We start from the raw sequence: 26799 nt of genomic DNA, 5'->3' as shown, positions 1-26799 counted from the left end.
ATCAGGTCGCCTTCATGTCCGCACTTCGCCACCCGCTACAGCTTGTTCCCGGCATTGTTCTGTCTGTTCTCGTCGCAGCAGCAGCGCTGGCGGCCGCGTGGGCAGAACAGGTATTTCTCGGCGAGGCGTGGCTCGAAGGACTGGTTCTCGCCATTCTGTTCGGCGCCGCGATAAGCTCCATCGCCCGCATCAGCCCTGCCTTCCGCCCCGGCATCGATTTCTGTGCCAAGGCGGTGCTGGAAGTGGCGATCGTTTTGCTCGGTGCCTCGATCAGTCTCGCAGCCCTTGGCGACGCGGGCCTCGGACTTGTGGGCGGGATTGTGGGCGTGGTCGTACTCTCGCTCGTTGCAGGCTATGCGATCAGCCGCGCGCTCGGCCTTTCGCGCGGCCTTGCAACGCTGGTCGCCTGCGGAAACTCCATCTGCGGCAATTCGGCGATTGCAGCCGCGGCACCCGTGATCCGCGCCGAAGCATCGGAAGTGGCCGCCTCCCTGTCCTTCACGGCATTCCTGAGCATTCTTGTCGTGCTGCTCTTGCCCGTCCTCTATGCGGCCATCGGCATGAGCCCGGTCCAGTCGGGCGTGCTTGCCGGCCTCACTGTCTATGCGGTGCCTCAGGTGCTGGCCGCCGCCGCGCCGGCCGGCGCAATCGGCATTCAGGTGGGAACACTGGTCAAACTGGTTCGTGTGCTGATGCTCGGGCCGGTGATCTTCCTTTTAGGACTGACCCATGGGCGCAAGACCGGCGTCAAGCTTGGGTTCTTCGAGATGGTGCCCTGGTTCATCATCGGCTTTCTGGCCATGATGGGGCTGCGCTCGGCAGATCTCATACCGGCTCCGGCACTTCCAGTCATGCATGAAACGTCTGGGCTTCTGACGATCGTCGCCATGGCAGCACTCGGCCTGACAGTCGATATGAGAAGCGTGATGAAAAGCGGTGGCCGGGTGATCGTCGCAGCCCTTCTGTCGCTGACTGCGCTGGGTGTGGCGAGCTATGCGCTCATCCGCTTTCTGGGTATCGCCTGAACGAGCAGACTAGTCGGCAGCACTCCCGGCAAACCCCACAAGATCCTCCGCCTTCCAGCGCCCCATCTCTTCCTCCCAGTGCTTTCGACAAAGCGAGACATAGACATCCTTGCCGATGGCGACCTGCGCGCCCTTTTTCGCGACCTTGCCGTCAGGCCCGAGACGCACCACCATGGTGGCCTTGCGGCCGCAGCGGCAGATCGTGCGTACTTCGCGCAGTTCATCCGCCAGCGCCAGAAGCGCCTGCGAACCAGTGAAGAGATTGCCCTGGAAATCGGTCCTCAGCCCGTAGCACATGACCGGGATGCCCAGCCTGTCTGCCACGCGGGCGAGCTGCCAAACCTGCTCTTCTTCCAGAAACTGCGCCTCGTCGACAAATACACAGTGAACCGTCGTGTGGTCATGGTGCTCGGCGATGCGCGCAAAAAGGTCATCGCCATCGCGGAACATTTCCGCATCGCTGTCGAGCCCGATGCGCGAGGAAATATAGCCGCCATCTTCCTTGCGGTAGTGGCCCGCGACGAACAGCATCGTGTTCATCCCGCGCTCGCGGTAGTTATAGGATGCCTGCAGGAGCATGGTCGACTTGCCTGCATTCATGGTCGCATAGTGGAAGTAGAGCTTTGCCATTGCGCTGCCTGTGCCGTTCGCGCTCTTAAACACCACCAGCAGACTTTAGAAAACGCCGCAACGCCATTCTTCCACCAAATACCGTCGCATACGACACCTTGCATGGCGCAAACAGACACCTGTTTGTGCTTGCAGCGCCCCTGAATTGGTGCTTGCCTTTGAAATAACGCGCAAAGCCGGTTAAGACCCGCGCTCAGCCAAGAACAAACACAGAGGAGAGCCGTCAATGTTACCGAGCCGAAAAACGTCCCAGGTCCTTGCGCTCGCCGCAAGTCTCGCATCGGGCACCGCATTCGCCGCCGAACCGGAGTCCTGCCAGTCCGTAACTTTCTCGGATGTCGGCTGGACCGATATCACCGCAACAACGGCCACTGCCTCGGTGGTGCTGGAGGGGCTTGGCTATGAGCCCGAAACGCAGGTCCTTTCGGTGCCGGTGACCTATGCATCGCTCAAGAACAATGACGTGGACGTCTTCCTCGGCAACTGGATGCCGACCATGGAGGCCGATATTGCGCCTTACCGCGAGGATGGCACGGTGGAAACCGTGGTCACCAATCTGGAAGGGGCGAAATACACGCTGGCGGTTCCACAGTATACCTATGATGCGGGTTTGAAGAGCTTTGCCGATATCGCCAAGTTTGCCGACGAGCTGGACGGCAAGATCTATGGCATCGAGCCCGGCAATGACGGCAACCGTCTGATCCTCGACATGATCGAGAACGACACGTTCGGTCTCAAGGATTTCGAAGTGGTGGAAAGCTCGGAAGCCGGCATGCTCTCGCAGGTGCGCCGCGCTGTGGGATCGAAGGAGCACGTGGTGTTCCTCGGTTGGGAACCGCACCCGATGAACGCCAATATCGAGATGGCCTATCTTGAAGGCGGTGACGATGTGTTCGGCCCCAATTATGGCGGCGCAACAGTGCACACCAACACCCGCGCAGGCCTTTCCGAAGAATGCCCAAACCTAGGCAAACTTTTGAAGAACATGGTCTTTTCTCTCCAGATGGAGAACGAGATCATGGGCAAGATTCTTGACGACGGTGCCGAACCACAAAAGGCCGCTGAAGAATGGCTCAAGGCCAATCCCGACGCGCTCGGCCCCTGGCTCGAAGGTGTCACCACGTTTGAGGGCGAGCCCGGTCTCGATGCCGTGAAGGCGCATCTGGGCATGTAGACGACAGGACGGTGCGGGGTGCCCGGGCAGGCACTCCGCGGCGTCTCCCTTTCGGCCTGAAGGCCGAAAGCCCGCCGCACCGACGGCAGACGCAACGCATAAGAAGAAATCCGAAAAAAGGAAATCCCCGGGCTCATGGACCCTCTTTCAGAATGGATCGCTGACTGGAAAATTCCCATCGGCCGGTGGGGCCGAGACTTCTTCGACTTTCTGACCACCAATTTTGCCTGGCTGTTCGACACACTGGCAGATGTTCTGGCCGACGTGCTCGACGGAATGGTGGACATTTTGCTGGCCGTTCCCGCGATCGTACTGGTGCTTGCCATTGCAGCACTTGCCTATGCGCTACAACGTTCCTGGAAGCTTTCAGTCGCGGTAGCGCTCGGCCTGCTTTTCATCATCAATCAGGGTTTATGGGAAGAAACGGTCGAAACGCTGGTGCTCGTCGTGGCCGCGGCCGCCGTGTCCATGGCGATTGGCGTTCCCGTTGGCATCTGGGCAGCGCACAATCCTCGCGTCTATCAGTTTCTGCGACCGGTGCTCGATCTGATGCAGACACTGCCGACCTTCGTTTATCTCATCCCCGTTCTCATCCTGTTCGGCCTGGGTGCCGCACCCGGCCTGATCGTGACCGTAATCTTCGCTTCACCGGCCCCAATCCGGCTCACCTATCTCGGCATCACCTCCGTTCCCCAGCCCATGATTGAGGCCGGCCACGCTTTCGGCGCTACAAAACGGCAGCTCCTGTGGAAGGTGGAACTGCCGGCTGCCCTGCCCTCCATCATGGCGGGTCTCACCCAATGCATCATGCTATCGCTTTCCATGGTCGTCATCGCCGCACTGATCGGCGCCGACGGGCTCGGAAAACCGGTGGTGCGCGCGCTCAACTCGGTCAACATTCCTCTCGGGCTTGAAGCCGGCCTCGCCATCGTCGTGCTGGCGATCATTCTCGACCGCATCGCGCGCATCGAGCGGGGAAGCGACAAATGAGCGTGGCCATCGATTTCAAAAAGGTCGACATCCTCTTTGGGACGGATCGCCAGAAGGCCGAAGCTCTTCCGCTGGTGGATGCGGGCAGGAACCGCGAGGAAATCCTTGCCGAAACCGGCGCGGTGCTCGGCTGTGCCCATTGCGACCTCACCGTCGAGCGCGGCGAGATATCCGTTTTGATGGGGCTTTCGGGATCGGGCAAGTCCACATTGCTGCGTGCGGTGAACCGGCTAAACACCGTGGCGCGTGGCAATGTCGTCGTTCACGACGGCGACTGGCAGGCGGACGTGGTGAACTGCTCACAAGCCGAGTTGCGCAAGATCCGCCGCGAATGCGTGGCGATGGTCTTCCAGCAATTCGCCCTCCTGCCCTGGCGCACGGTGGCGGAGAATGTTGGTTTCGGGCTGGAGCTGGCCGGCGTACCCGCCAAGGAGCGCAAGGAACGCGTGATGGCGCAGCTCGAGTTGGTGCATCTGACCGACTGGGCCGACAAATATGCCCATGAGCTTTCGGGCGGAATGCAGCAGCGTGTGGGCCTTGCCCGCGCCTTTGCCACGGAAGCGCCGATCCTGCTCATGGACGAGCCCTTCTCCGCGCTCGATCCGCTCATCCGCACCAAGCTGCAGGACGAGTTGCTCGAGCTCCAGGAGCGCCTGAAAAAGACCATCCTGTTCGTGAGCCACGATCTTGAGGAAGCGCTCAAGATCGGCAACCGCATCTCCATCATGGAAGGCGGTCGGATCGTGCAAACGGGCACGCCGGAAGATATCGTTCTTGCACCCGAAAACGATTATGTGCGGGACTTCATTTCCAATGTGAATCCGCTCTCTGTGCTGACCGCCTGGAACGTGATGCGCGATGTTCGCGACCTGGAGGCGGCCGGCGAAGGCTGGCTGTGGCTCGACCGGCGCAAGACCACCCGGTTCAAGTTCGACGACAACATGCTGGTCATCGATGCTGAGAGAAACGGCAAGCCTGCCATCTGGGTCTCCTGCGACAATATCGAAGACCTGCCCGAGGACAGGCCAAAGGTCTTCTGGGCGACGGCGGGTACGCCGTTGCGCACTGTGATGCGGGCCATGCAGCAATCCCAGACGGCTCCGGTGGCGCTCTTTGACGAGGCCTCACGTTTTGTCGGGGCGATTGGCATACGCGACGTGCTTGGCGCCATCATCCGGCGCTGAGCATCTTCACACACAGCGGCATTGCGCAGATGCCGCTTTTCCAGCCCGGCCTCCCTCGCTAGTGTCTTGACGACACATCGAGGGAGGCAGTCTCATGAACCCATCCGGCATCGTTGCACTCGTTACGGGCGGAGGCTCAGGTCTTGGTGAAGCGACCGCGCGCGCGCTCGCCGACAAAGGCGCAAAGATCGCCATCGCCGATGTCGGCATGGAGAGAGCCGAAGGGGTGGCCGCCGATATCGGCGGCATTGCGGTCAAATGCGATGTCACCAGCGAAGCCGATGGTCTGGCGGCTCTGGATGAAGCAACGAAAAAGCTCGGTGCGCCCCGCATACTGGTGAATTGCGCCGGCATTGTCACGGCCACTAAGACCGTCGGCCGGGATGGGCCCCACCCGCTCGATCTTTATCGCAAGGTGATCGAGATCAACCTCCTCGGTACGTTCAACATGATCCGCCTGTTTGCCGCCCAGGCACAGGAACTCGAACCGCTTGAGGGTGGCGAGCGCGGGGTCATCGTCAACACCGCGTCGGTGGCAGCCTTCGACGGTCAGATCGGCCAGGTGGCCTACTCCGCCTCCAAAGGCGGGGTGGTGGGCATGACACTGCCCATCGCGCGCGATCTTTCACGTTCCGGCATCCGGGTTTGCACCATCGCGCCGGGCATCTTCAAGACGCCGATGATGGCGAGCTTGCCGGAAGAGGCGCAGGCCTCGCTCGGCCAACAGGTGCCCTTCCCGCCGCGCCTTGGTGAACCTTCCGAATATGCAGCGCTTGCCTGCCATATCGTCGAGAACCAGATGCTGAATGGCGAGACCATCCGCCTCGACGGCGCGATCCGCATGGCGCCGAAATAGCAGACTACGGAAATCCACCGTCGCCGCTTGCAGCCGAAAGCATGATCGGCGAAGGAGATGCTTCAACGGATTGAGGCATCGATGAGCGAAGGAAAAACAAAAGACGTCATTCTCGAAACGGATGCGGATGCCATTCGTCTTGCGAAGACGCTTATGCGCGCTGCGCGCTTCGGTGGACTGGCGACAATCGATCCAGAAGACGGCGCGCCCTTCGCCACCCGCGTTGCCACCGCAACCGATCTGGACGGAGCACCGCTCATCCTGGTGTCTGGACTGTCCGCTCATACGAAGGGGCTGGAATCCGATCCGCGCTGCTCCCTCCTGTTGGGCGAACCCGGCAAAGGCGACCCGCTGGCGCATCCACGCCTTTCCGTCAAGGTTGCCGCATTGCGGCTGGAGCACGACAGCGAAGACCATGCGCGCGCCAAGCGTCGCTATCTCGCACGCCATCCCAAGGCCAAGCTGTATATCGATTTCCCGGATTTCTCTCTCTACCGGCTGGAGCCAAAGACGGCACTTCTCAATGGAGGATTTGCACGAGCCTACAAGCTGTCTCGAACGGAACTTGTGATCGATAGCCCGGCACTCACCGGCCTGGCCGAAGCAGAAGCGGGTGCCATCGCCCATATGAACAGCGACCATGCAGACGCGATTGAAAACTACGCCCGCCATTTTGCGAATGCTCCGTCAGGAAAATGGCAACTGACCGGGATCGACCCCGAGGGGATCGACCTGGCACTCGGCGACCGAACGTGCCGCATTTTCTTCAAATCTCCGCTAAGCGACACGGAACAGATGCGCCACACCCTTGTGGCGATGGCAAAGGAAGCGCGCATGGGGCTCGCCAGTTGAAACGGAAGCTCTTATCTATCGCAAGCGCCGAAGATCCTCGCATCGCTGCCTATCGCCATATTCGCGAACGCGATCTCGTGGGAAGGCAGGGCCGTTTCGTGGCCGAAGGGCGGGTGGTGCTCAACGTGCTCTTCTCCACAAGCCGGTTCACAGCCGAAAGCGTGTTTCTGCGCGAAAACCGTGTGGCCGGGCTCGGCGACCTGATTGAGCGCATTCCCGAAGACGTTCCAATCTATACAGCCAGCGCTGCGATCATGGACGAGATCGCCGGTTTCGAGATCCATCGGGGCATTCTGGCAATCGGTCGCAAGCGCGAAACAAGCGGCGAAGCGCTGCTCGATACGCTGCCCGACGCGGCGCTGGTGGTCGCCCTCGCAGGCATATCCAATCACGACAATATGGGCTCGATCTTCCGCAACGCAGCTTCCTTCGGCGCTGCCGCCGTGCTTCTCACCAACGATTGTTGCGATCCGCTCTACCGCAAGGCTATCCGTGTATCGGTAGGGGCTACGCTGAAAGTTCCCTTCGCACGGTTCAGCGATACAGCCAGTCTTGCAGCGGCACTACAGGATCGGGGCTATTCAATTCTCGCGCTGAGCCCACAAGGAAAGAGGGACATTGCGGAGATAGAGCGCGACCCGCGCCATGCGTTGCTTCTTGGCAGCGAGGGGCATGGACTTTCGGAAGAGGACATGAGGCGGCTTCCCACCGCACGCATTGCGATGGCCCCGGATTTCGACAGCCTCAACGTGGCCGCAGCCTCTGCGATTGCCCTACACCGGCTCTGGCGCCCGGTGTGATGCTAGGATGCACGCTCGCGCAGAATGCGCACTCTTTCGGCAAGGCTCATGGGGCGACCGTCGCCTCCTGTCTCCTGAGACCGAAGTGCTTCGGCGATTGGTGAACTCTCCCCTTCCAGGGATGCCGTCAGACCGATCACTTCTGCCGCCAGGCTATGGATCTGCTCGCGCAACGCTCCATCCGCCTGCGCATCATCGGCTGCCATGGCACGCGGAGCCTTTCCGTTTTTCTTGCTCTCAGAAAGCTCCGCACGCAGTTTCTTGTTTTCCTGAAGCAGCCTGGAAATCCGTGTCTTGAGTTTTTCCTGATCACCGTCGGAAGACTGTTGAACGACCGTCGTCTTTGTACCTCCATCGGCCAAAAGCGTATGAAATTGCAGGGATTTGTCTGCAAGTTCACGTGACAGGCGCTCGCATTCCGCCTCCGCCTCCTTCAGCCGGCGAGCACCCTCCTCAGACAAGCTGGCCTCGCTCGCCCCATTCTTCTCCTTGCGGAGACGTGCAATTTCGGCTTCACGGCGCTCAAGCTTCTCCTCGTGTTCGTAAAGGGCCCTCATCTGTGCCTCCAGCTTTTTCTGAAGATCCGCGTTGCGCTTCTCGGCCACTTTCAAGCCGGCTTCAGCCTCTTTGCGAGCGGTTTCGGCTTCGCGTGCTGCGCGAACGGCATCCTTGCGATCACGGCGAAGTTCGGCCAGATCATCCTCCACCTTGCGCAGTTCCGTCTCGCGAGCGACCATTTCGATCTGCCGGCTGCTCGCCAGCAAGCGCTCTTCCTCATAGCGGTCATTGAGCTCCGTCAGCGCGCTGCCGCGCACTTCAAGCTCCGAGAGCGCTTCCTCCAGCTTGGTTTCCAGCATGGAAATGACTTCGGCGTTCTCCGCCAGGGCCGTGCGCTGTTTTTCGGTCTCGCTGCGCAATTCGGCAATCACCTTGTCCTGTGCGTCGCGATCCTCGGCAAGCTGCCGGGCCTCATCGCTCAACCGGGCAATTTCGACCAGTTGCGAAGACGTCTTCGCATTCAGGGACTCGATGTTCATCTCGAGCCGGCGGGCCGCCATGGCATGGCTGGCGCGCAACCGATCTTTCTCCGCCTCGAGTTCATTGGTGGAAAGCGGCATGCTGGCTTCTATCCGCTTTGTCGTAAGCCGCACCGCCCTGCGCCACACAAGCGGCGCCAAAGCAAGAGCGAGAAACCCTGCGATAAAAAAGCCCAGAAGAATAAGCAGTATCGTCGTGATCACCGCATGAAACCCATTTCGTCGAGGAAACCCTGCATGTGCAGTTGTTACCTCATTGGGTCACGCAAAACGACACGCACGTCAAGCTGATACGCTCAGGTAGCCGTTTTGACCATTGGGGACGGCGGACCGATCAGTTGCCCGCCACCGTGGGAGAGCCACCTTAGAAAGGATTCCAGGTCGGCTGCGGGGTCATTTTCAGATAACCCAGATTGATGCCAAGGCGCGCGCCGACACCGGTGCGGATCGGAACCAAAATCATGTTGTCATTGGTCAGCGCATTGAAGCCAAGACCCGCCACCAGGTAAGCAGAGCCCGCAACGCCGCCGAAACGTCGGTAAAGATCGTTCACGGAGTTGAGGTTGTAAACGAGGATCATGACGCGGGATCCCTGACCGCCATAGTCCCACCCGATAGATGGTCCCTGCCAGAAGACCTTATGGTCGCCAGCGTTCTTGGTATAGAGCATGCCCTCGCCATAGGTCAGGCCTCCGATGAACGCTCCGGAGCCTTCCTCGCCAAGAACATATCCGTTCGGCAAGCCGTAATTGGAAAAGACCTTCTCCACCACGGTTGCCAGACCACCCGTGGTGGCACCGAAAAATCCGTGTCCGGCGTCAACGATCTCCTGAGCCGTGTAACCATTGTTGGCCCGTGCCGTATTGGTGGTCACGGAGATGGCGCCCAGGCCGACCGCGAAAACCACCAGAAAAACCTGGATAAACCGCGTCCAATCAAAAAGCCGTGCAGGCATTGTTCATTCTCCATCCATGAGTGGCTGTCATAGACCCAGACCGCCCACCGTTACCCCGCCAAGAGCCACGATTGCTTCAAAATAGGCCGTGAATCTTTTCCAACTGTTAACCTCAACCTGAAACATGGCCGGCGCATGGCCCCACGCCCGGGATGAGCGTCTGCCGCCCGCGCCATTTCAGGCCAAACTGTTGCCGGTTTTCGCGCGCCTGTGTAACCAGAAGCAGCGCGTTCCATGATCTGATTCGGTTGGTGACTGGAGCCTGTTCGAAGTCGGAACCACAAGAGCAAAGACCGGCCGGCACCGCAGCGTCCACAGGCGGCGATGGCCCGATCGGCAACAACGTCTGGAGGACAGATGCCTATGTCCGAACTTTTCTCATTGAGCGCAACCGATCTCGCCGCTCTTCTGTGCAGCCGCGTATGCCACGACATCATTTCGCCGGTGGGTGCGATCAACAACGGCCTAGAACTGTTAGATGAGGGCGGCGCTGACGAAGATGCCATGGCCCTGATCCGCGCCAGCGCAGTCAACGCCTCGGCACGCCTTCAGTTTGCGCGCATCGCTTTTGGCGCCGCCGGCTCGGCTGGCATGCAGATCGATACAGGAGATGCACAGGCAGTGGCCACGGCGTTCATCGCGAACGAAAAGCCCGACCTCGAATGGCACGGCGCGCGTGCGCTTCTGCCCAAGAACCAGGTAAAGCTTTTGCTGAACCTGTTGCTGGTTGCCAATTCCGCTATCCCACGCGGCGGCAAACTGCGTGTTTACCTAGAAAATCTTGAAAGCGCGCCTGCCTTCAAGATCAAGGCCGAGGGGCCAATGCTCCGTGTTCCCCCAAAATTTCTTGAGCTTCACTCTGGAAGCAAACCGGAAGAGCCCATCGATGCCCACAGCGTTCAGTTTTACTACACGCTGCTTCTGGCGCGCGATACCGGCATGACCGTCAATATTCGCGCCACGGCCGATGAGATCATCCTGTCTGCAGGGAAATAGTCCGTTAACCATAAGTCTTTGCGGCAGCTTTACCAGCCGTGCTCCATAATCCTTCCTGCTTGCCTGACAGCGGCAACTGCATTGCACGAAAGGATGTGGAAAATGGCTCGCTGCCTGATCGTCGACGATTCCAGCGTCATCCGGAAGGTCGCCAAACGGATACTCGCCAGCGCGGAAATGATGGTCACTGAGGCGGCCAGTGGGCAGGAGGCCCTCGATCTGTCTGCCCATGATATGGCCGACATCATCATCATCGACAGCTCTCTGCCGGATATGGATTCAAGCGATCTCGTTCGCCGGTTGATGGCTTTGCCGGCAGAGTTCAAGCCTTATATTCTCTTGTGTCTGGCTGAGCTCGACCTCGGCGCGATCATGCGCGCGAAGCGGGCTGGTGCCCAAGGCTACATGTTGAAGCCTTTTACGCGCGCGCAATTGCTCGAGCAGTTCCGAGAGTTTCAGACCGCCGCATAGCACCCGGCCACAATAGAAATAGATCCAGGCAAAGCAAAAAACCCGGCCTCGCGGCCGGGTTTGCGCGTTTTTGAAGGGGATTCGAGAAGGTGTCAGGCGCTTTCGCGAATTTCCTCGGGCTCGCGCAATACGTAACCGCGCCCCCACACCGTCTCGATGAAGTTCTGACCGCCGGATGCTGCATCAAGCTTTTTGCGAAGCTTACAGATGAAGACGTCGATGATCTTCAATTCCGGCTCGTCCATGCCGCCATAAAGATGGTTCAGGAACATCTCTTTGGTGAGCGTCGTTCCCTTGCGGAGCGAAAGCAGCTCCAACATCTGGTATTCCTTGCCCGTCAGGTGGACGCGCTGTCCAGCGACCTCAACCGTCTTGGCATCCAGGTTCACAATCAGATCACCGGTGGTGATAACCGACTGTGCATGCCCCTTGGAGCGACGCACGATGGCGTGAATACGCGCCACCAGCTCGTCCTTGTGGAAGGGCTTGGTCATATAGTCATCCGCACCGAAGCCGAGGCCCCGCACCTTGTCCTCGATGCCGGCCATGCCGGAGAGGATAAGGATCGGCGTCTTCACTTTCGAAAGGCGCAGTGTCCGCAGGACCTCGTAACCCGACATATCCGGCAGGTTGAGATCAAGCAGTATGATATCGTAATCGTAGAGCTTACCCAGATCGACGCCCTCTTCTCCGAGGTCCGTCGTATAAACATTGAAGCTCTCGGACTTGAGCATCAGTTCGATGCTCTGTGCCGTGGCACTGTCGTCTTCAATCAGCAAAACGCGCATCTTTATCCCCTTCTCGCCGCCGACCCGGCCTGGCAGGCACCCGGCACCGAAGCAATGATTGCCTGAATCGGAGGCTGCCAGTTAATGGTTAACAAAATCTAATTCGGTCTGGCAAGCACCAGATTCCCTTTTCAGCTTTTGAAAGCACCGCTTTGATTCCAATGGTGAAATATCCGCCTATGAATAGATCGAATCACATTAGCAATTCATGCTAACCGACTCTCCCCGCAATCAAATTACGGCTTTCTCACGCACAATCTTTACCGTGCCTTAAGCCATCGTCCTTATGATTAACAATGCCCGTAAACGAATGGTTACCGAAGGGGCCAAATCTTAGGAATTTGTTTCCTAAGTGCGCTTACCCTGCGAGGACTGACCCGGCGTAAACGGGACGGACAGCCGCCGAGGGGCGCTGGTGTGTGCGTATTGTGGGAGTATCGAGTATGAAGCCGCGTGAAAACCTCGTTCGACTGAAGCAGTTTCAGGTTAATGAGAAGCGCCGCCGCATGGCACAGCTGGATTCAATGATCGCCGAATTCGACCGCATGGCTGCGGAGCTGGATGCGCAGATCATTTCGGAAGAAACGAAGGCCGGTATCACCGATCTCAACCATTTCGCCTACCCAACCTTTGCCAAGGCCGCGCGCCTGCGCCGCGACAACCTGCGCACCTCGCAAGCAGAGCTTGTCGAACAGCGTAAGTCCGCCGAGGCGGAACTGTCCGAAGCGGAAGCAGAACTTGCCAAGGCCGAAGCTTTGGAGAACCGTGACGGGCGCGGCCGTCAGGACGCAGCAGCATCCCGCGCGATGACTGGCTGATTACCGCCCCCACGACCACATTTGAGCGCTGAACCGGTTTCAACGGCGGGGATTTCCCTGCCGTTTTGCGTTGTTCCTGTGACCGAGGAAAAGAGCCATGTTTTCAAGCATTTCTCAAAAGATACCCCCGATCCGGGTAACCGTATAGGACCGAGCTGGCACTGAGCCCGTAAAGAAAGGGGCCGGCGCAGAACACCGGCCCCTTTCGGGTTTGAACGGCAGTCGACGCAATTTCCAGTTTTCGTGGAAATGCGCCGAAACCTGATCAATGTCGATATTGCTGGATACGTGTTGTCCGCAGCCCCGCCAGGCCATGATCATCGATAGAAGCCTGCCACGAGAGGAACTCCTCCACCGTCAGACGATATCGCTGACAGGCTTCCTCGAGGCTCAAAAGCCCACCGCGCACTGCGGCCACCACTTCCGCCTTGCGACGGATTACCCACCTGCGCGTATTGCTCGGCGGCAGATCCGCAATTGTCAGCGGGCTGCCATCCGGGCCGATCACATATTTTACGCGCGGTCGAACCATTTCGGTCATAGTACTCTCTACCTGAACTCAAGACCCGATACACAAGCTACTGCGCCGGCTTTAAAATTTGCCTAAACACATGGTAAGCATACGGTAACGGACATGAATCCCGCGTTAGGAATTTGTCGCCGATTTGTTTCAAATTGCGTCGACCCGCACGGCAAACCTCCGGGAAACCAAGGCTTGGCTCCTGATGGCTCTCGTTAACCTTCGGGCTGGAAGCACGCAGATCCTTGACCTATATTCGCCGCATTGGCATGTAATCGGCCACGATCAAACACAAAGAAGATCAAGCAAATGAACAGCCTCGACCTGCCCGGACGCCCGCAGGACTGCCGAATCGTTGTGGCCATGTCGGGCGGCGTGGACTCCTCCGTCGTCGCCGGCATCCTCGCCAAACAGGGCTATGACGTCGTCGGGGTCACGCTGCAGCTTTATGATCATGGCGAGGCGACACACCGTCCGGGCTCCTGTTGTGCCGGTCAGGACATCGATGACGCACGCCGTGTCGCAGAGACGCTGGGCATCCCCCACTATGTGCTGAATTACGAGCAGCGCTTTCGCGAAGCCGTGATCGACCCCTTCGCTCAAAGCTACGTCGCCGGCGAAACGCCGATCCCCTGCGTTTCATGCAATCAGACCGTGAAATTCGCCGATCTTCTGGAGACGGCACGTGATCTCGGCGCCGATGCACTCGCCACCGGCCACTATATCCGCAGCCGCGCCAATGGCGCCCACCGGGCCCTTACACGGCCGGTGGATGCAGATCGCGATCAAAGCTATTTCCTCTTCGCCACCACGCAGGAGCAAATCGACTATCTGCGTTTCCCGCTGGGCGGTCTGTCCAAACCGGAGGTGCGCGCCATTGCGGAGGAGATGGGCCTGAGCGTTGCCACCAAGCAGGACAGCCAGGACATCTGCTTCGTACCGCGCGGCAAGTATTCCGACATCATCAGCAAGCTGAAGCCGGAAGCCGCAACGCCGGGTGAGATCGTGCATCTGGACGGGCGCAAGCTCGGCGGCCACGACGGCGTCATGCATTACACGATCGGCCAGCGGCGCGGTATCGGCGTTGCCACGGGAGAACCGCTCTACGTGGTGCATCTGGATGCCGAGAATGCGCGTGTCATCGTCGGCCCGCGAGAGGCGCTGGAAACGCACAAGGTGTTCCTGCGCCAGGTGAACTGGCTGGGCGATGGGCCGCTTGACGAATTGCCCGCAGATGGGATGGAGGTCTTTGCCAAGGTTCGCTCGACCCGCCCACCACGCCCTGCCGTGCTGCATCACGCAGACGGCAAGACCTGGGTTGAACTGACCGAGGGCGAGGCAGGCGTCGCTCCCGGGCAGGCCTGCGTGCTTTACTCCGATGACGGCAATGAGGCCCGCGTCTTTGGCGGTGGCTTCATCGAGCGTTCGGAAAGAGGGCGGGAAGCCGAAGCTCAGCTCACGCGTCTGGCAGCAGCCGCCCACAGCGCATAAGGTCGATAAGATCGCCCGCGCCAGCAGCGCCCGGCCTGCAAAGAGCATGCGTGCACGCAAAATGGGCAATAGGCCGGCAGTTTACGCTCGCTGATGTGACGCCTCAGCCATGTGTTACAGAACCGGCCGTCAGAATTCGCAGAACCTCTATGGCTTCTTCGCCTGTCGTGCGCGGCTCGCTTCTTGTTTCGATGCAGTCGAGAAAATGCTGCAGCTCACGCGTCAGCGGCATTCCCTCTTCCACATCCACATAGGTCGGCTCGTTGGTGGTGAACGCCCAGTGGCCGCTATCCTGCCAGACCGCATGACGATAGACGGCGAGCTTGCGCCCCCATGGCTCCACGTCGTCAAAAACCGCCATCGCCTTGTCGCCGACAACCGTCAGGCGACGCTCACGATAGGGGTTAAGCCGAGAGGTGAAGAGGTGGCTGCGCAGGCCGCCGGGGAAACGCATGTGCAAATGCGCGAAATCGCTCAGATGGTCGAGCAGCGCCGCTCCCTCGCCGCGCACTTCTTCGGGAGCTGCTCCCGTCAACGCCAGGATCATCGAGAGATCGTGTGGGGCAAGATCCCACAGAGCGTCGTTCTCGGTGTGAAACTTGCCAAGCCCCAGCCGGTGCGAATGAATATAGCGGATGTCACCAAGATCGCCCTGGTCGATCAGCGATTTCAGTTTTTCGAAAGCCGGATGGAAGCGCAGCACATGGCCGACCATGATAATGCGCCCTGTTTCATGCGCCACGGAGACCGAGCGCTCGGCATCCTCGACAGTCAGCGCTATGGGTTTTTCAACCAGGACATCCTTGCCCGAACGCATGGCCCGAATGGCATATTCGGCATGAAACTGCGGCGGCAGCGCCAGCACGATCGCGTCGATCTCGGCATGCTCGAAGAGCGCGTCGGGTGAGATCGCCACGCATTCATGTTCGCTGGCAAAGCCTTCAGCCCGCGCCTCATTGGCATCGGACACGGCAGCCAGCACTCCCAGAGACTTAAGCGTGCGAATGTGGTTCGAGCCCCAGTAGCCACATCCGAGTACGGCAATACGCGGTTTCATAAAATCCTTCGCCCAAGATTTTGGCGCAGAAAACACATACAGACGCGGCCCTCACGACTCAACCCTGCCCGTGAAATCCCGCCAATTTCTTCAGGGAAATCGTTAGCCTCGACAAATTCCCCCAAGAAACGGTGAACCCCGCTTGACACGACAGACACCGCCCCCTTATATCCGCGCGTCTTCGTGAGGCACCGGACCGGTTTGAAACAGGTTCCCCGGCCTCCAGGCGGCGGAGTAGCTCAGTCGGTTAGAGCAGAGGAATCATAATCCTTGTGTCGGGGGTTCGAATCCCTCCTCCGCTACCATCAATCCCCACACCCGTTTGACGCCATTGGGGTAGGCACGTTCGCCAAGGATCGAGTTGAGCCGTCCTGCAATCTCGATCTCGACCGCTCCGGGTTCTGAAGGATCGCGGTAGACGGTCACCGTTTCGACCAGTTCCCGTATTGCTTCCGCACATTCCCGGTCGCCTGACCGGATGCCTTCCGCCAGTGCGTGTTGAAGGACTTCGAGCTGCTCCTCATAGCGCTTCAGGATGGCGGGATGCAGCGAAACGACCTCGAAGGCAGGTGGAGCTTTCTCCAACTCTGCAAGAACCGCCTCGCGCTCATGGTAGAGTTCAGTCGAGCGGGGACCGATCACATACGGATCGCCAATACCTTTGGCGAGATGATCGACCAAACGGTCGATCTCGCGCTTGAGTTGCTCGGCGCGGCGCTCAAGCCGAATTCGATTAGCATCGGCCTCTGCGGACAGTCGCTTGCGTTCCTCGTGATAGGTCTTCACGTATTCGGCGAGTACCCTGGGGCTCTTCATCTCGGCATGCAGGCCAGACAGAACGGCGGTCTCCACGGTCTCGAGATAGAAGGTTTTCGGGTCGGGACATGACCCGCTTTCCGTCGCGGCCGAGCACCTGATCCGGATACGGCCTGATTTATCCTTGCCGTTGGTCGACATGCCTGATCCGCACGCACCGCACCGAAGCAGCCCCGAAAGCATATGACGCGGTCGGCGATGATGGTGTGGATAGTCAAGGCTGCGCTCGCGTTTGCGCGCGTGCGCCTGCTCGAACAGTTCGCGGCTGACAATAGCGAGTTCGGGCACGTCGGCTGACTGCCACTCTTCTTTCGGATTGGGGCGAGACACACGGCGGCCGGCCTTCGATGTGGTGCTCAGGTTCATTCCGACTTGAGGCCCCGAGAGGGATTCGAACTCCGCGCTGACGCCTGCCTGCATCTTTCGCCGAGGCACCCGTCCGCCACGCCACGTCGTGGCCGATCTCTGTCGGCTCGAACCGAAGTGCGATCCCGAACAATACGATGGCTGAAGCTTAGGGTTCTGTGCTGTAGCTGTTGTCAAAATCTTGGAAGGCATCCGCGACAATTGCCTCAATCTGCTGAACTTCGTCGTCGCGCAGCTTCTCAAATTCGCCGGTGCGGCGGCGTTTGCTGAGGGAGCCGCCGTTCTGGCGGATGTGCATGATGAGGTCCTGCGCCATACGGTCCGGCATTTCGACCAGATTCATGATGGCGGTCAGCGCCTGATCGCGGCACTTGAGGTAGTCGATCTCGCGCGGCAGATCGATTTCGACTGTCCGCTGCACGCAGCTATAGAGGAACTCGGCCTCCTCGGTACACTCGAAATAGCGATAGAGGTCCGCCGTTTCGTTGGTGACCTCGACATTGTGATTGGGCAGCGCGCGCCAGTCGATGAACTCCATTAAGGGGCCAGAGTGCCGCTTCAGGGTCGAGGTGTAGTCGTCGATACGATCCAGCATGACCGCAGAAACAGGAAACACCATGCCGGGCGGGGTGTATTTGCGCTCGGCGAGCACGTGGTGGATGAGACAGCGGTGCAGGCGCCCGTTGCCGTCGGCCAGCGGATGCACGTATACAAACCCGAACGCGATTGCCGCGGCCTGCAGGACCGGATCGACGTCTGAGATCCGCAGTCTGTTGTTGCATTCATTGAGGCTGGTCATGATGTCGGGAACATCCTGAGGGCGAGCTCCGATGAATTCGGGCAACGGATCATGGTTGTGGTCCCGCTCGCCCAGAAACACGCCCTCGCTGCGATATCCAATCTCGGTGAACCGGTCGTCGCCGATCAGGATGCGGTGCAGGCGATAGATTTCGGTCTGATTGAGTGGACGCTTGCCGGCCTCCAGAACCGCGCGTCCCCAGCGCTCGAGCCGATTGGCAGGTGCGCGCTCCCCTTCGATCTCGAAGCTCGCGCGGCTGTCGGCCAGCAGGAGCAAGCTCGCGGCCCGGGAGACGACATGAGCACCTGTCCGCCCTATCGTCTCCTGGGCCTTCCTGGAAAGGTGGAGGGCCAGAAATGCTTCCAGCTTTTCGGTGCGCCTGATGATCGGACAGAACGCGCCCGTGCCAAGCAGATTGTTGCGCACACGATGGCGCAGGGACAGTGACGCTGGACCGGTGAAATATGTTTCCGGATCAAGTGCGTCGACGGCGGTAACTGTGGGGGCGTCGTCGATATCGAGGCGCTTGCCCGTCAGGGTTTCGTAAAAAAACCATACGCGGCGTGTGACCGCGCCGGTCGGTGTCCGCTGGATGAAGTCTATGAGGTCCTGTTCTGGCAGTGCATCGAGGATGCGTTTGAGAACCAGAAAATCGATCGGCTCATGGCGTAGGGCAAAGCCGAGATGCCCATCAAGGGTATCGTCCGGCTGATACCGCTTGTCATAGATCTCCCAGATGCCCTCCCCCCGACGATTGCCGCGCACGTGCCGTTCGGAGATGCAGGAAGGGCTTCGCACCGGTGCTTTCACGTCGAGCGCGTGAACGAGGGCCGCCCACCCTGCGAGCCGGGCGCCCTCTGGAACGGGTTCGTTCTGAAAATGGGCAGGATTCCCGATATCCAGCTTCATGTCGGCTTTCCCTCATGGCTGTCGAAAAGCGATCATACATCGCCCGTCGATCGAAAGAGCCTTACAGTCCGAACGATTGAAAAACAATCACCAATGTCGAAAATCGTTCACAGCTAGATATAAGTGTCGATAAGTAAGCGAAGCATGCCCGCCGGCCACTGACCAGAAAGGAGCCAAAATGCCGTCACAAGAGCTCGCGCGAGGAACTGTTCGCGCTGGTTTGGGGAAAGCCGACGCAAGAGGTGGCGAAGGAACTTGGCGTCTCGGATGGCCGGTACTTGTACTGATAGCGATAATAATACTGATCCTGACGCCAGACCGTTCCGTTGGCGAGCTTGACAATGGTATCGCCGCTCCAGCCCGTCCAGGCTCCTGCAATGCGTGTCTGCATTCCCCTGTTCTCCTAGTCGATCCGGCGGACGCGAATGCCGCGGCTCATGCCCTCGACATGCATGACATTGCCGGACAGGGTCACGGAGGGGCGGTACCCGTAGTGATACTCATAGTGATATTCCTCCTGGCGCCATACCGAACCGTCGGTCAGCCGGACGATGGTGTCGCCGTCCCAACCTGTCCATTCATCTTCAATCTGCTTTCTCATTTGGGTCTCTCCTGGGGCGTCCGGGGTCACGCTGCATTCGGCAGGCGCACGACGTCGGCAATTTCCGCGGCAATCTCTTCGACGGTGTGAGTGGCGGTACTGCGCGCCAGTCGATCCGCGAGCGAAGCCGAGTAGCCAATCACCTCGCGTTTGGAGACGTTGTGCCAGATCGGCAGCAGGACCTGTTCGCCCGACACGGCGCGGGTTACCAGTCCATCGAGCTCGTATTCGGGCCAGCCCTTGCCAAAGAACGCCTGCGACAGCACGACCACGCCAAAGCGGCTGCTTCCCAGACCGCGGTCGATCTTGCGGCGAAGGCTGTCGCCGATCCGCAATTCGAATTCGTCGTACCAGACCGACAATCCTGCTTCGCGCAGTGCATTCGCCAGCGGTCGCACGACTTCATCCTTGTCCTCCGATGCGTGGGAGATGAAAACATCGAAAACCCGGCCATCGGGGGCCTCGGTCGTGGGAGCGAGTTCGTCCTCGGCATTGCGAACGAGTGTGGGGACGCTACGCAGCGGTGCCTCGTTGATTGCAGGAAGAGGCTTGAGCGCATCACCTCGGATCACCTGAACACCAGACCGCACCGAACCACACAACCCCTGCATGTCGACGGCAACATGCCAGGTGCCGAAATGCGGCACCGGCAGGCGCACGGGGGAACGTTTGGCAAGTCCTCCGACGTAACGATGGCGGCGGCCCGCCTTGTAGTTGCTGAAATTTGAGCCATCCATGAGGCGAACGTTGGCCGCGCTGCCGCTGAGCGTCACCACGACGACACTGCCCCGTTCGACGTGCCCCAGATTGTAATGGGTAAAATTCATCGAGCTCAGCCGTGAACCACCGGTCCTTCAGATGGAGGCTGGCACGTTGGGGTGTCAAAACCTGACATGCTTTTCGTTTGGCGGACGCCAAGCGATTGGCAGTTTCAGATAAGACCGAGGACTCCATCGGCGGCTAGAGTTGATCGACCGCTTTTTCGCTATGACGGGACGGTCTGGAAGCTCCAGTGCTGTCAGTATGGCTAGGCCGCCAATGTCCGAGAGAACAATCGGAGCCTGTAGCGTATTTCCGGCAGGTGTGGGGATTGACGGTAGCGGTCCAAAGACTCGATATCCATAACACTACATCTCGTGTGTTGGAACACGCCAGAGCGGCATCATACTCCTCAAGCGACCGCGACATATCCCGAAGCGGCACGTCAGTAAGCCGAGTTCGAGTGGCAGTGGCCTCCGCGATGGTCGCTCGCGCTCTCGTGATGGGTCGTTACCTATTCGGCGAGCACTTTGGAGAGTTCTTCATTTCAGCGCACATTCCAGCCAGGATCGCGGTTTCCACGGTTCGAGATAAAAGGCATTAATGTCGGGACACGTCCGCTTTCCATTGCCTCCGAGCATCTGATCCGGATACATCCCGATTTGTCCTTGTGACAAGTCCAATCCATCAGCGCTTCATCTCAGACACCCAGAAAGCATGTGGCGCAGCCGTCTGTGACAGTGCGGGAAGTCAAGGCTGCGTCCGCGATTACGCGTTTGAACCTGCTCGAACTGTTCACGATTGACTCAAGCTACCATAGCTCGCGCCAGAAGGTCGCAGCGCACCTTGCGCACTTGATTAGGTGCGCCGACAAACCCAAATACGGAGCATGACCAAGTTCAGTCTCCATATGAGGTTCCTGCTCACTGCAGGAAACAATCTGAACCGCCGGTGACCCCGGGCGGGACAAGGCGTTTGCCTGTCTGCGCTGCGGGGTACTCCTGATCTCCACACCGATACTCTGAGTCACGAATGCGCCGAAGGGCCCGCTTCCGCTCATATGCGGACGGCTCGAAAGTAGGACGCAAACGTGCCGGTTCAACCTCCTCAATCTGGAGAACGCGTCATGCACACTGAAATTATCAATCCCGACATTTCCTTGTCTCCCGAGACCCACAAGTTCGGCCAGTCAAATAGAGACAGAATACCTGGCAGGTTGCGCAGATTGGCTCGAAATGTCGTTCGAAACTGGCAACGCCGCAGGATGATCGCGGCTCTGCGGGCCATGGACGACAATTTGCTCGATGATATTGGGATTTCGCGAAACGACATTCCGCGCGTCGTCAACGGCTTCGACGATCGCGAATTGCGAATGTGGCCGGTCTCACCAGAGGTCGAGCGCCAGAGCGCGTCGGGCAATCCTCTGGCTTCGTGATCTGGCGAAAAGCGCGAGTACAATTCGTGGAGAGATCAGCAAACCGCCGCCACGACAAATATGGAAGGATCGATGACATGATGATGCGTAGTGAACACTTCGGCAAACTGTTTCCGAAGACGTTCGAACCTGCAGCCAGCATTGGCTATGCAGGTGAGCCCAGCTCTGAATGCCTGGCGCGCTGGGAGGATGACGGGGGGCGGGCTGCACCGCCGCATCTGAATCACTACGCTGAAGGGGTGATGCGGGAGAGTTCGACCGGTATTAGGCTGCGGGTGGTAAAACCTGCTGCCTAGATATGATGATACAGTCGCTCACAGCGCGACAGTAGAATTTTTCTCACCATTGCTCTGCACAAGGGGCTGGCAAGTATGAATGCGAAGCAAACCCGCTTGGTGTGCCTGCGCAAGGCTCTTGCCAGTTCCCCCAATCTGCATGGATTCGCGACGCCGAGCCAAGCGACTCAAACCACGCTGGCTGGATGCGGTTCGACCATCGCCAAAGCTGATTTGCGTTCATTGAGGAAAATATTTGAAAAGCGGTTTCGGGCGAGGCTCTTCTTCCGCCAACTGCCTGAACAAGCTCGTTTCTGATACTGGTGGTGGGCGACAACCTGTCCGTCAATCATGCGGGCACAGGAGGAGAGCATTTTCAAACGATGCCTCGGAACCTCGTAGAATCGCTGGCTCCCGTGAAGTCCCTCCTGGGAGGCACCATCCTCGTCATGGCTGGTAACAGCTTGCTTGGCGTGGTTTTACCCACTACGGATGGAGGCTGCAGACTACCCGGTGGCTCTGACAGGCGTCGTGATGGCGTCTTATTATCTGGGCCTGGTGCTCGGCGGCTATCGCGCGAAACGGGTCATCATGCGAATCGGACATATCCGAGCCTTCTCGGCATTCGCCGCATTGACCGCCGCAATCTGCCTTGCCTACGGTTTCTTCCCGACGCCTATCGTCTGGATCATTCTGCGGGTGATCAACGGTTTTTGCATCGCGGGCATGACCACTGCAATTGAGAGCTGGCTCAATGAGCGCAGCAACAATGAGACCAGGGGGCGCGTCCTCGGCTTCTACATGTTGGTATTCTACTTGGCCGTCGCAACGGGTCAGACACTGATCAGCTTAGCCCCGGACGACTCCAGCGGCCATCTGATGCTGGCCTCGGCACTGACCGGGCTGGCCCTTGTTCCCATCGCCATGACACGCCTTGGAGAGCCGAATTTGGGTGAGTTGCGCGTGCTCGGCGTACGAAGACTGTATGAGGTATCACGGATCGGTCTGGCGGGAGCCGGCGTCGCAGGCATCCTCGTCGGTTCCTTCTATGCGCTGAGCGTGGTCTTCGCTCGCCAGATTGGCTTGAGCGCTTCTGAAGCGGCTCTGTTCGTGAGCACCGTCGTGCTGGGAGGGCTGGGACTTCAGGTTCCCGTGGGCATGCTGGCGGACAAGTTTGACCGGCGCATCGTCATGTCCTGCATATTGATTGCAGTCGGCGCGTCATGGGGGCTACTGTCGGGCGCGCTTGCCGTCGAACTTCCGCGCGCCGTTCTGATCGTCATGGCTTTGGCATTCGGAGGTGCGATCAGCAGCGTTTATCCGCTTTGCGTCGCTCAGGTCTTCGATCGATTGGAACGCAAATATTATGTCGCGGCATCCGGGCGCCTTTTGATGGTCTACTCCATCGGCGCAACGATCGGCCCGCTTCTCGCTGCCGCGCTCATGTCGCTTTACGGACCGGCATCGTTCTTTTTATTCGAGTCCACGATAGCCGTGATATACGCCCTGTTCCTCTTGCTCAGCATGAAAGCCGACGGGCGTCTGCCTGCAGAAGAAGAGCGGGAGAAATTCGTTCCTCTTCCCGATACTTCCTCAGCTGCCCTGGGGCTCGATCCGCGTACGGAACCGGGTTGAATCCTGTACACCGGTCGCGACACTTCCGGTGCAATAGGAAAGATGGCGTTTTTTGCGGCAACCGTCCCGAGCCCCAGTGCGCAACTGTCGCGCCTGCGCTCAAAGACATCGATCCAGCTCAACCCAAAGCGTGCATTTTGCAACGCATCGCCCCACCCATTGTCATCATGTCTCGAGCGATACGAACCTCAAGGCCGCTTTCCAGTAATATCGCCCTGACCTCATTTGAGTTATCGGCACTGCGCAGTTGCGTGAGCAGTTTCTTATCCCGGGCGAGCCGCTCGAGCCTTATCAAAGCCGAGCGGAGCCACTTTATATCGGTTGTGTCGCCGAGCACTGCCGCGAGAATATCGATTCCGCGCCCATCCGGAGCACCAAAATCGATGGGTCTTTTCAATCGCCGAACCAGAATCAACGGCTCCGGAAAACCCTCCACAACAGCATGCGGGAAAGCGATGCCGCCGCCGACCGCGGTGGTGCCCAGCCTCTCACGTGCATAAAGCGCGCTGGCGACGTCGGCCTTGCTGCTGTTAGGCAGTAGTTCTGCAGTTCGAGCAGCAACCCTCCACAGCGCCATTCTCCTGCCGTTGGAATTTGCATCGATCTCGAAATCGACCACGAAGGAAACACGAGCGGGTATCATCGCACGCCATCCATTATTCCTGGGATCCAAGATAGTCGCTCCGTCATACCGGACGACAAACAAACTCCCCGCGCGGGAACGTCTGTCCGCCCGGGGAGCGTGGGTTACCCGACCAAGGAAGCGATTTTGACTGCCTGGGCGGCCATTCACTTCCTCATGTCATAAGGTCAGTCTATCGAGGTGGCTTCCGATTGGCGGATGCCAACTGTTCTGTGACCGCATCGGGCTGTTGGATGTTTTTCTTCTTTTTTCCCTTTGGTTGCTTTCGCTTCTGATCGCCTTTTCTCTTGGCCATATGCGCTTCTCCAAATTTAATGAGGCATTGACGAACCGAGTTCGCCCTCCACGTCCCCTGGCGCCGAGGATTCAGCGCCAGGGAGGTGTTCCGATTTGGATATGCGCTCCTTCAGTTTGGTGGGACGACTGCGACATCTCAGCCTCCTGGCTCAAGGTCACTCCGACCATCATTCGCGTATCTACGGTTCCTGGTGTATCCCGTACTCCGAAGTCGGAGTTCATGGTCAGCAGGATATCTCGTGCTCGCGAAAACGCGCACTGAGGCAGAACACCAGGGGCAACGCACTGCAGCCCGTGGAATACCGGCGCGGCATTTTTGACATAACAGCAATGTATTACGAATGGACACTCTACGCTCCGCTTCCGCAAGAAATTTCGCAAAAGAATTGACATTTTTTCTTGAAGAAAACCCGGAGCCTGAAGGCGTTTTTTCTACGATTCGCACGTAAAGCCCCGGGCGATTACATGAATCTCCCGGAGGCCGGTGCAGAATATTTTGTAAATTTTCTTACCCATGACTTTAATATAGCCCAAAGAAATAAATAAACAAGACCTCAGAGACGCAACAAATCATATTATTATTACAAAATTTTCTTATGAGAAAATTCTGACTCCGTGCATTGAGGCCGACGGTCAGGCATCGCCGATTTCCCGCCTCTGAGCGCCTCCCGTTACCCGTTCGCTCAACAACCGCAAACCTGTAGCAGGCAGCGGCAATCCGCCGTCGCGAAGCGCGGAGTCGATTTGGCCGAAAATGGCGTCACGGCAATCGATATCGTCGGCAAAACTGGGCACCCAGAACCGCACATGATAACGGATGCCGTCAATATCGTAGGAAGCGACCCGCACATCCGGCTTCGGGACATTGACAATGATCGGCGAACGGGCCGCCGCGTCGGCCAGCAACTCACGCGCCACCGCAACGGGAAGCTCATGGCTGAGCACAACTTCAACCTGCGCGCGATACTTGCGATTGGGCGCACTGTAGTTGGTCAATGCCTGCTGGGCGATCTGACTGTTGGGAAGAATCACATAGGTGTCGTTGCGTGTGAACAGCCGCGTCGTCCGCCAGCCGATTTCGATCACCCGCCCTCTTGTCCGATCGTTGATGGAGATCCAATCACCGATCCGGTAAGGGGCTTCCAGTCCAACCGCGATCCCCGCAAAGACATCGGCAAGCGTGCTCCGCAAAGCAAAGCCGATGACGGCGATCACAAGGCCTGAACCGGCGATGGCACCGCTCCAGCTCTGGCCGATCACCAGCATCACAGTTGCAATGGTCGCGGCAATGAAAAGAGCCGCTGAAACCAGTTCAAGCAGAAGTTTTGGCACCTGACGGCGTTTGCGACCAGCACGCTCCAGTGCAAGTCCAACGAGCCGACCGCCCAGCCAGGCTGCCGAAAAATAGGCGGCCCCGCCCGTCAGGACACGGATCGGTTTCTCCGACACGTCGAATTCGAGCCAAGCCAGTGCCTGAGGGTGCAGCATGTATGACGCAACTGCCGCCGATGTGAACAGCACCGGCAGCAGAACACGGGTCAGTGTCGAGCGGAGGTTATTCACATCCGCACCATGTCGAAGCGATGCGCTTTGTGGCTGCGCATTGATCGGCTGCATCCCTGATAGGAAGACGGCGATGATCGAACGGTAGCCTTGAACAGAGTTTTGCAATGAAGGCAGCGTGTGGCTGCGCGCGGCGAAATATCACCGCATCGCCTGCAGAGCAGGGGCAGGGCAATTATGAACATGTCTCTCTCCAACACCGGGAAGAACCGGCGGATCACCTCAAAGAACCTGTGCGAGGAACCCGGAGCGGAAAAAGAGCCGATGTCTTTACATCAACGCAAAGCCGCCCCGGCAAGCCCATGGGCTTGCGAGGTTATCCTGAGCGTCAATGAGAGAAACAGGTTACACATGCAATGAATCTAGCCACTCAACCCATTGTTTCAAGGGGTCGTGGGTGCGTCTGAAGCACGCAGACAGAACCCGCCCCTCACTTCCTGCTCCGTTCAACCGCTGGTGGCCACGAGCACCCATGCATTGCCGGGGACCGGGATGGGGCGGGCGAACGTCCATGCTTCGACCACGTCGATGATTTCCGCAGGATTCCCACTGACGATCAGACCTTCGGCGCTGCGTTCGACCCAGATCATTTGCGCGTGGAAGCGTAGCGTCACTTCCATCGCAGTCTCGGCCACGTCCATCTGCGCAATGTCGATGCTTTTAACACCGATCAGGGTGAGGTCGACACTCTCCCCTCGACTGGCGCGCGCGGCGCAGTCTTTTACGAAGATTGCCAGAACCTCTTTCGAAACCAAAGATTCAAGTTTCTCCATGTCCCCCGCCGCAAACGCCTCCACAATGGTCTCGTAGGCATGGCGCGCACCGTACAGAAACATGTCGAGGTCGAATGCGGGATCGAAGCGCAGAATTCTGGCGATGCCGGTGTGGGTCGTGCCATCCTCGATTGCGGCATCTGCCATGGCTTGTGTCGGCTGCGGTTGATGTTCGGTATCCTTGACCCGTGTCGCAGCTTCAAGAAACGTCAGAAAAACCCACCACAACCAGAACAGAATGATCCCGGGCAGGCTGGTTGCTCCATCCATAACCTCGTTCATTC

Annotated in this window: 29 protein-coding genes, 1 tRNA gene and 1 pseudogene; 17 read left to right on the top strand and 14 right to left on the bottom strand. The window is 58.8% G+C overall.

The genetic code is table 11. The annotated features are described in order from the left end of the window. Window positions 1–14: 14 nt before the first annotated feature. The gene (locus H7H48_RS08585; RefSeq protein ID WP_229448625.1) at window positions 15–1025 is read left to right on the top strand and encodes a YeiH family protein; all 1011 of its coding nucleotides are present in this window, start codon (window positions 15–17) and stop codon (window positions 1023–1025) included. A 9-nt stretch (window positions 1026–1034) separates the two neighbouring features. Here H7H48_RS08585 and H7H48_RS08580 read toward each other — a convergent pair whose 3' ends face one another. Continuing rightward, window positions 1035–1655, bottom strand: coding sequence for a thymidine kinase (locus H7H48_RS08580; protein ID WP_229448623.1), 621 nt, complete (start codon window positions 1653–1655; stop codon window positions 1035–1037). 226 nt (window positions 1656–1881) lie between these two features. Here H7H48_RS08580 and H7H48_RS08575 point away from each other — a divergent pair, with 226 nt between their 5' ends. The 6 genes from H7H48_RS08575 (at window position 1882) to H7H48_RS08550 (ending at window position 7511) form a co-directional block, all read left to right on the top strand. Next, on the top strand, window positions 1882–2829 hold the full coding sequence (locus tag H7H48_RS08575) for a choline ABC transporter substrate-binding protein (RefSeq protein ID WP_229448622.1): 948 nt from the start codon (window positions 1882–1884) through the stop codon (window positions 2827–2829). Between the two features lie 135 nt (window positions 2830–2964). Next, on the top strand, window positions 2965–3819 hold the full coding sequence (gene choW, locus H7H48_RS08570) for a choline ABC transporter permease subunit (protein WP_229448620.1): 855 nt from the start codon (window positions 2965–2967) through the stop codon (window positions 3817–3819). After that, window positions 3816–5003: a choline ABC transporter ATP-binding protein gene (choV, locus tag H7H48_RS08565; RefSeq protein WP_229448618.1), complete on the top strand. Its 1188-nt coding sequence runs from the start codon at window positions 3816–3818 to the stop codon at window positions 5001–5003. Before choW ends, choV begins: the two co-directional genes overlap by 4 nt. A gap of 94 nt (window positions 5004–5097) precedes the next feature. Then, window positions 5098–5859 carry a 3-hydroxyacyl-CoA dehydrogenase gene (locus H7H48_RS08560; protein WP_229448616.1) on the top strand — a complete coding sequence of 254 codons (762 nt, stop codon included), beginning with the start codon at window positions 5098–5100 and terminating at the stop codon, window positions 5857–5859. An 81-nt stretch (window positions 5860–5940) separates the two neighbouring features. Then, complete coding sequence (locus tag H7H48_RS08555; RefSeq protein ID WP_229448615.1) at window positions 5941–6711, top strand: HugZ family protein; 771 nt, start codon at window positions 5941–5943, stop codon at window positions 6709–6711. Further along, a complete protein-coding gene (locus H7H48_RS08550) occupies window positions 6708–7511 on the top strand; it encodes an RNA methyltransferase (RefSeq protein ID WP_229448614.1) in 804 nt (267 codons plus the stop codon). Before H7H48_RS08555 ends, H7H48_RS08550 begins: the two co-directional genes overlap by 4 nt. Window positions 7512–7513: 2 nt before the next feature. Here H7H48_RS08550 and H7H48_RS08545 read toward each other — a convergent pair whose 3' ends face one another. Both H7H48_RS08545 and H7H48_RS08540 read right to left on the bottom strand, forming a co-directional pair. Next, window positions 7514–8752, bottom strand: coding sequence for a hypothetical protein (locus H7H48_RS08545; protein ID WP_229448613.1), 1239 nt, complete (start codon window positions 8750–8752; stop codon window positions 7514–7516). A gap of 160 nt (window positions 8753–8912) precedes the next feature. Further along, the gene (locus H7H48_RS08540) at window positions 8913–9503 is read right to left on the bottom strand and encodes a DUF1134 domain-containing protein (RefSeq protein WP_229448612.1); all 591 of its coding nucleotides are present in this window, start codon (window positions 9501–9503) and stop codon (window positions 8913–8915) included. 363 nt (window positions 9504–9866) lie between these two features. Here H7H48_RS08540 and chpT point away from each other — a divergent pair, with 363 nt between their 5' ends. Both chpT and H7H48_RS08530 read left to right on the top strand, forming a co-directional pair. After that, a complete protein-coding gene (gene chpT / locus H7H48_RS08535; protein WP_229448611.1) occupies window positions 9867–10499 on the top strand; it encodes a histidine phosphotransferase ChpT in 633 nt (210 codons plus the stop codon). 102 nt (window positions 10500–10601) lie between these two features. Continuing rightward, window positions 10602–10970, top strand: coding sequence for a PleD family two-component system response regulator (locus H7H48_RS08530; RefSeq protein WP_229448610.1), 369 nt, complete (start codon window positions 10602–10604; stop codon window positions 10968–10970). A 92-nt stretch (window positions 10971–11062) separates the two neighbouring features. Here H7H48_RS08530 and ctrA read toward each other — a convergent pair whose 3' ends face one another. Further along, window positions 11063–11758 (bottom strand): response regulator transcription factor CtrA, encoded by a 696-nt coding sequence (ctrA, locus tag H7H48_RS08525; protein WP_223021304.1) that lies wholly within the window; start codon window positions 11756–11758, stop codon window positions 11063–11065. A 443-nt stretch (window positions 11759–12201) separates the two neighbouring features. Here ctrA and H7H48_RS08520 point away from each other — a divergent pair, with 443 nt between their 5' ends. Next, on the top strand, window positions 12202–12576 hold the full coding sequence (locus tag H7H48_RS08520) for a flagellar export protein FliJ (RefSeq protein ID WP_229448609.1): 375 nt from the start codon (window positions 12202–12204) through the stop codon (window positions 12574–12576). Between the two features lie 265 nt (window positions 12577–12841). Here H7H48_RS08520 and H7H48_RS08515 read toward each other — a convergent pair whose 3' ends face one another. Continuing rightward, entirely contained in the window at window positions 12842–13117 is a 276-nt protein-coding gene (locus H7H48_RS08515) for a DUF1153 domain-containing protein (protein WP_007009631.1), read from the bottom strand. A 288-nt stretch (window positions 13118–13405) separates the two neighbouring features. Here H7H48_RS08515 and mnmA point away from each other — a divergent pair, with 288 nt between their 5' ends. Then, window positions 13406–14587 (top strand): tRNA 2-thiouridine(34) synthase MnmA, encoded by a 1182-nt coding sequence (gene mnmA / locus H7H48_RS08510; RefSeq protein WP_229448608.1) that lies wholly within the window; start codon window positions 13406–13408, stop codon window positions 14585–14587. 103 nt (window positions 14588–14690) lie between these two features. Here the strand turns inward: mnmA and H7H48_RS08505 are convergent, their stop codons facing one another. Then, the gene (locus tag H7H48_RS08505; protein WP_229448607.1) at window positions 14691–15644 is read right to left on the bottom strand and encodes a Gfo/Idh/MocA family protein; all 954 of its coding nucleotides are present in this window, start codon (window positions 15642–15644) and stop codon (window positions 14691–14693) included. A 228-nt stretch (window positions 15645–15872) separates the two neighbouring features. Between H7H48_RS08505 and H7H48_RS08500 the strand changes: the two genes are divergently transcribed. Both H7H48_RS08500 and H7H48_RS08495 read left to right on the top strand, forming a co-directional pair. After that, a tRNA-Met gene (locus H7H48_RS08500) sits at window positions 15873–15949 on the top strand. Between the two features lie 193 nt (window positions 15950–16142). Then, window positions 16143–16532 (top strand): hypothetical protein, encoded by a 390-nt coding sequence (locus tag H7H48_RS08495; protein WP_229448606.1) that lies wholly within the window; start codon window positions 16143–16145, stop codon window positions 16530–16532. Here H7H48_RS08495 and H7H48_RS08490 read toward each other — a convergent pair. The 5 genes and pseudogenes from H7H48_RS08490 to H7H48_RS08470 form a co-directional block, all read right to left on the bottom strand. Next, a pseudogene (locus tag H7H48_RS08490) lies at window positions 16533–16601 on the bottom strand (hypothetical protein); the annotation flags it as partial. A gap of 373 nt (window positions 16602–16974) precedes the next feature. After that, entirely contained in the window at window positions 16975–18534 is a 1560-nt protein-coding gene (locus H7H48_RS08485) for a Fic family protein (protein WP_229448605.1), read from the bottom strand. A 184-nt stretch (window positions 18535–18718) separates the two neighbouring features. Continuing rightward, entirely contained in the window at window positions 18719–18925 is a 207-nt protein-coding gene (locus H7H48_RS08480) for a hypothetical protein (protein WP_229448604.1), read from the bottom strand. Window positions 18926–18937: 12 nt separating this feature from the next. Further along, window positions 18938–19135 carry a hypothetical protein gene (locus H7H48_RS08475; protein WP_229448603.1) on the bottom strand — a complete coding sequence of 66 codons (198 nt, stop codon included), beginning with the start codon at window positions 19133–19135 and terminating at the stop codon, window positions 18938–18940. A 26-nt stretch (window positions 19136–19161) separates the two neighbouring features. Further along, a complete protein-coding gene (locus H7H48_RS08470) occupies window positions 19162–19962 on the bottom strand; it encodes a DUF1883 domain-containing protein (RefSeq protein WP_229448601.1) in 801 nt (266 codons plus the stop codon). 1058 nt (window positions 19963–21020) lie between these two features. Here H7H48_RS08470 and H7H48_RS08465 point away from each other — a divergent pair. The 4 genes from H7H48_RS08465 (at window position 21021) to H7H48_RS08450 (ending at window position 23239) form a co-directional block, all read left to right on the top strand. Then, the gene (locus tag H7H48_RS08465; protein ID WP_229448600.1) at window positions 21021–21329 is read left to right on the top strand and encodes a DUF1127 domain-containing protein; all 309 of its coding nucleotides are present in this window, start codon (window positions 21021–21023) and stop codon (window positions 21327–21329) included. 77 nt (window positions 21330–21406) lie between these two features. Continuing rightward, window positions 21407–21625 (top strand): hypothetical protein, encoded by a 219-nt coding sequence (locus tag H7H48_RS08460; protein WP_229448599.1) that lies wholly within the window; start codon window positions 21407–21409, stop codon window positions 21623–21625. A 75-nt stretch (window positions 21626–21700) separates the two neighbouring features. Next, the gene (locus H7H48_RS08455; protein WP_229448598.1) at window positions 21701–21922 is read left to right on the top strand and encodes a hypothetical protein; all 222 of its coding nucleotides are present in this window, start codon (window positions 21701–21703) and stop codon (window positions 21920–21922) included. A 135-nt stretch (window positions 21923–22057) separates the two neighbouring features. Then, window positions 22058–23239, top strand: a complete 1182-nt coding sequence (locus H7H48_RS08450; RefSeq protein ID WP_370633357.1) for an MFS transporter — start codon at window positions 22058–22060, stop codon at window positions 23237–23239. Between the two features lie 118 nt (window positions 23240–23357). Here the strand turns inward: H7H48_RS08450 and H7H48_RS08445 are convergent, their stop codons facing one another. From H7H48_RS08445 to H7H48_RS08435, 3 genes are all read right to left on the bottom strand, one after another. Further along, on the bottom strand, window positions 23358–23882 hold the full coding sequence (locus H7H48_RS08445) for a PTS sugar transporter subunit IIA (RefSeq protein ID WP_229448596.1): 525 nt from the start codon (window positions 23880–23882) through the stop codon (window positions 23358–23360). Between the two features lie 930 nt (window positions 23883–24812). Then, the gene (locus H7H48_RS08440; RefSeq protein ID WP_229448595.1) at window positions 24813–25742 is read right to left on the bottom strand and encodes a mechanosensitive ion channel family protein; all 930 of its coding nucleotides are present in this window, start codon (window positions 25740–25742) and stop codon (window positions 24813–24815) included. A 446-nt stretch (window positions 25743–26188) separates the two neighbouring features. Continuing rightward, window positions 26189–26797 (bottom strand): Tim44/TimA family putative adaptor protein, encoded by a 609-nt coding sequence (locus tag H7H48_RS08435; RefSeq protein ID WP_229448594.1) that lies wholly within the window; start codon window positions 26795–26797, stop codon window positions 26189–26191. Between the last annotated feature and the right edge of the window lie 2 nt (window positions 26798–26799).

The sequence above is a fragment of the Nitratireductor sp. B36 genome (assembly GCF_020833685.1).
Lineage (GTDB): Bacteria > Pseudomonadota > Alphaproteobacteria > Rhizobiales > Rhizobiaceae > Nitratireductor.
This window is presented reverse-complemented; position numbering and strand designations above follow the sequence as displayed.

Bases quoted from the DNA above. Each gene is read 5' to 3' on its own strand.
- H7H48_RS08585 (WP_229448625.1), top strand. From the start codon at position 15: ATGTCCGCACTTCGCCACCCGCTACAGCTTGTTCCCGGCATTGTTCTG.
- H7H48_RS08580 (WP_229448623.1), bottom strand. From the start codon at position 1,655: ATGGCAAAGCTCTACTTCCACTATGCGACCATGAATGCAGGCAAGTCG.
- H7H48_RS08575 (WP_229448622.1), top strand. From the start codon at position 1,882: ATGTTACCGAGCCGAAAAACGTCCCAGGTCCTTGCGCTCGCCGCAAGT.
- choW (WP_229448620.1), top strand. From the start codon at position 2,965: ATGGACCCTCTTTCAGAATGGATCGCTGACTGGAAAATTCCCATCGGC.
- choV (WP_229448618.1), top strand. From the start codon at position 3,816: ATGAGCGTGGCCATCGATTTCAAAAAGGTCGACATCCTCTTTGGGACG.
- H7H48_RS08560 (WP_229448616.1), top strand. From the start codon at position 5,098: ATGAACCCATCCGGCATCGTTGCACTCGTTACGGGCGGAGGCTCAGGT.
- H7H48_RS08555 (WP_229448615.1), top strand. From the start codon at position 5,941: ATGAGCGAAGGAAAAACAAAAGACGTCATTCTCGAAACGGATGCGGAT.
- H7H48_RS08540 (WP_229448612.1), bottom strand. From the start codon at position 9,503: ATGCCTGCACGGCTTTTTGATTGGACGCGGTTTATCCAGGTTTTTCTG.
- chpT (WP_229448611.1), top strand. From the start codon at position 9,867: ATGTCCGAACTTTTCTCATTGAGCGCAACCGATCTCGCCGCTCTTCTG.
- H7H48_RS08530 (WP_229448610.1), top strand. From the start codon at position 10,602: ATGGCTCGCTGCCTGATCGTCGACGATTCCAGCGTCATCCGGAAGGTC.
- ctrA (WP_223021304.1), bottom strand. From the start codon at position 11,758: ATGCGCGTTTTGCTGATTGAAGACGACAGTGCCACGGCACAGAGCATC.
- H7H48_RS08520 (WP_229448609.1), top strand. From the start codon at position 12,202: ATGAAGCCGCGTGAAAACCTCGTTCGACTGAAGCAGTTTCAGGTTAAT.
- H7H48_RS08515 (WP_007009631.1), bottom strand. From the start codon at position 13,117: ATGACCGAAATGGTTCGACCGCGCGTAAAATATGTGATCGGCCCGGAT.
- mnmA (WP_229448608.1), top strand. From the start codon at position 13,406: ATGAACAGCCTCGACCTGCCCGGACGCCCGCAGGACTGCCGAATCGTT.
- H7H48_RS08505 (WP_229448607.1), bottom strand. From the start codon at position 15,644: ATGAAACCGCGTATTGCCGTACTCGGATGTGGCTACTGGGGCTCGAAC.
- H7H48_RS08485 (WP_229448605.1), bottom strand. From the start codon at position 18,534: ATGAAGCTGGATATCGGGAATCCTGCCCATTTTCAGAACGAACCCGTT.
- H7H48_RS08480 (WP_229448604.1), bottom strand. From the start codon at position 18,925: ATGCAGACACGCATTGCAGGAGCCTGGACGGGCTGGAGCGGCGATACC.
- H7H48_RS08475 (WP_229448603.1), bottom strand. From the start codon at position 19,135: ATGAGAAAGCAGATTGAAGATGAATGGACAGGTTGGGACGGCGACACC.
- H7H48_RS08470 (WP_229448601.1), bottom strand. From the start codon at position 19,962: ATGAATTTTACCCATTACAATCTGGGGCACGTCGAACGGGGCAGTGTC.
- H7H48_RS08465 (WP_229448600.1), top strand. From the start codon at position 21,021: ATGCACACTGAAATTATCAATCCCGACATTTCCTTGTCTCCCGAGACC.
- H7H48_RS08460 (WP_229448599.1), top strand. From the start codon at position 21,407: ATGATGATGCGTAGTGAACACTTCGGCAAACTGTTTCCGAAGACGTTC.
- H7H48_RS08455 (WP_229448598.1), top strand. From the start codon at position 21,701: ATGAATGCGAAGCAAACCCGCTTGGTGTGCCTGCGCAAGGCTCTTGCC.
- H7H48_RS08445 (WP_229448596.1), bottom strand. From the start codon at position 23,882: ATGATACCCGCTCGTGTTTCCTTCGTGGTCGATTTCGAGATCGATGCA.
- H7H48_RS08435 (WP_229448594.1), bottom strand. From the start codon at position 26,797: ATGAACGAGGTTATGGATGGAGCAACCAGCCTGCCCGGGATCATTCTG.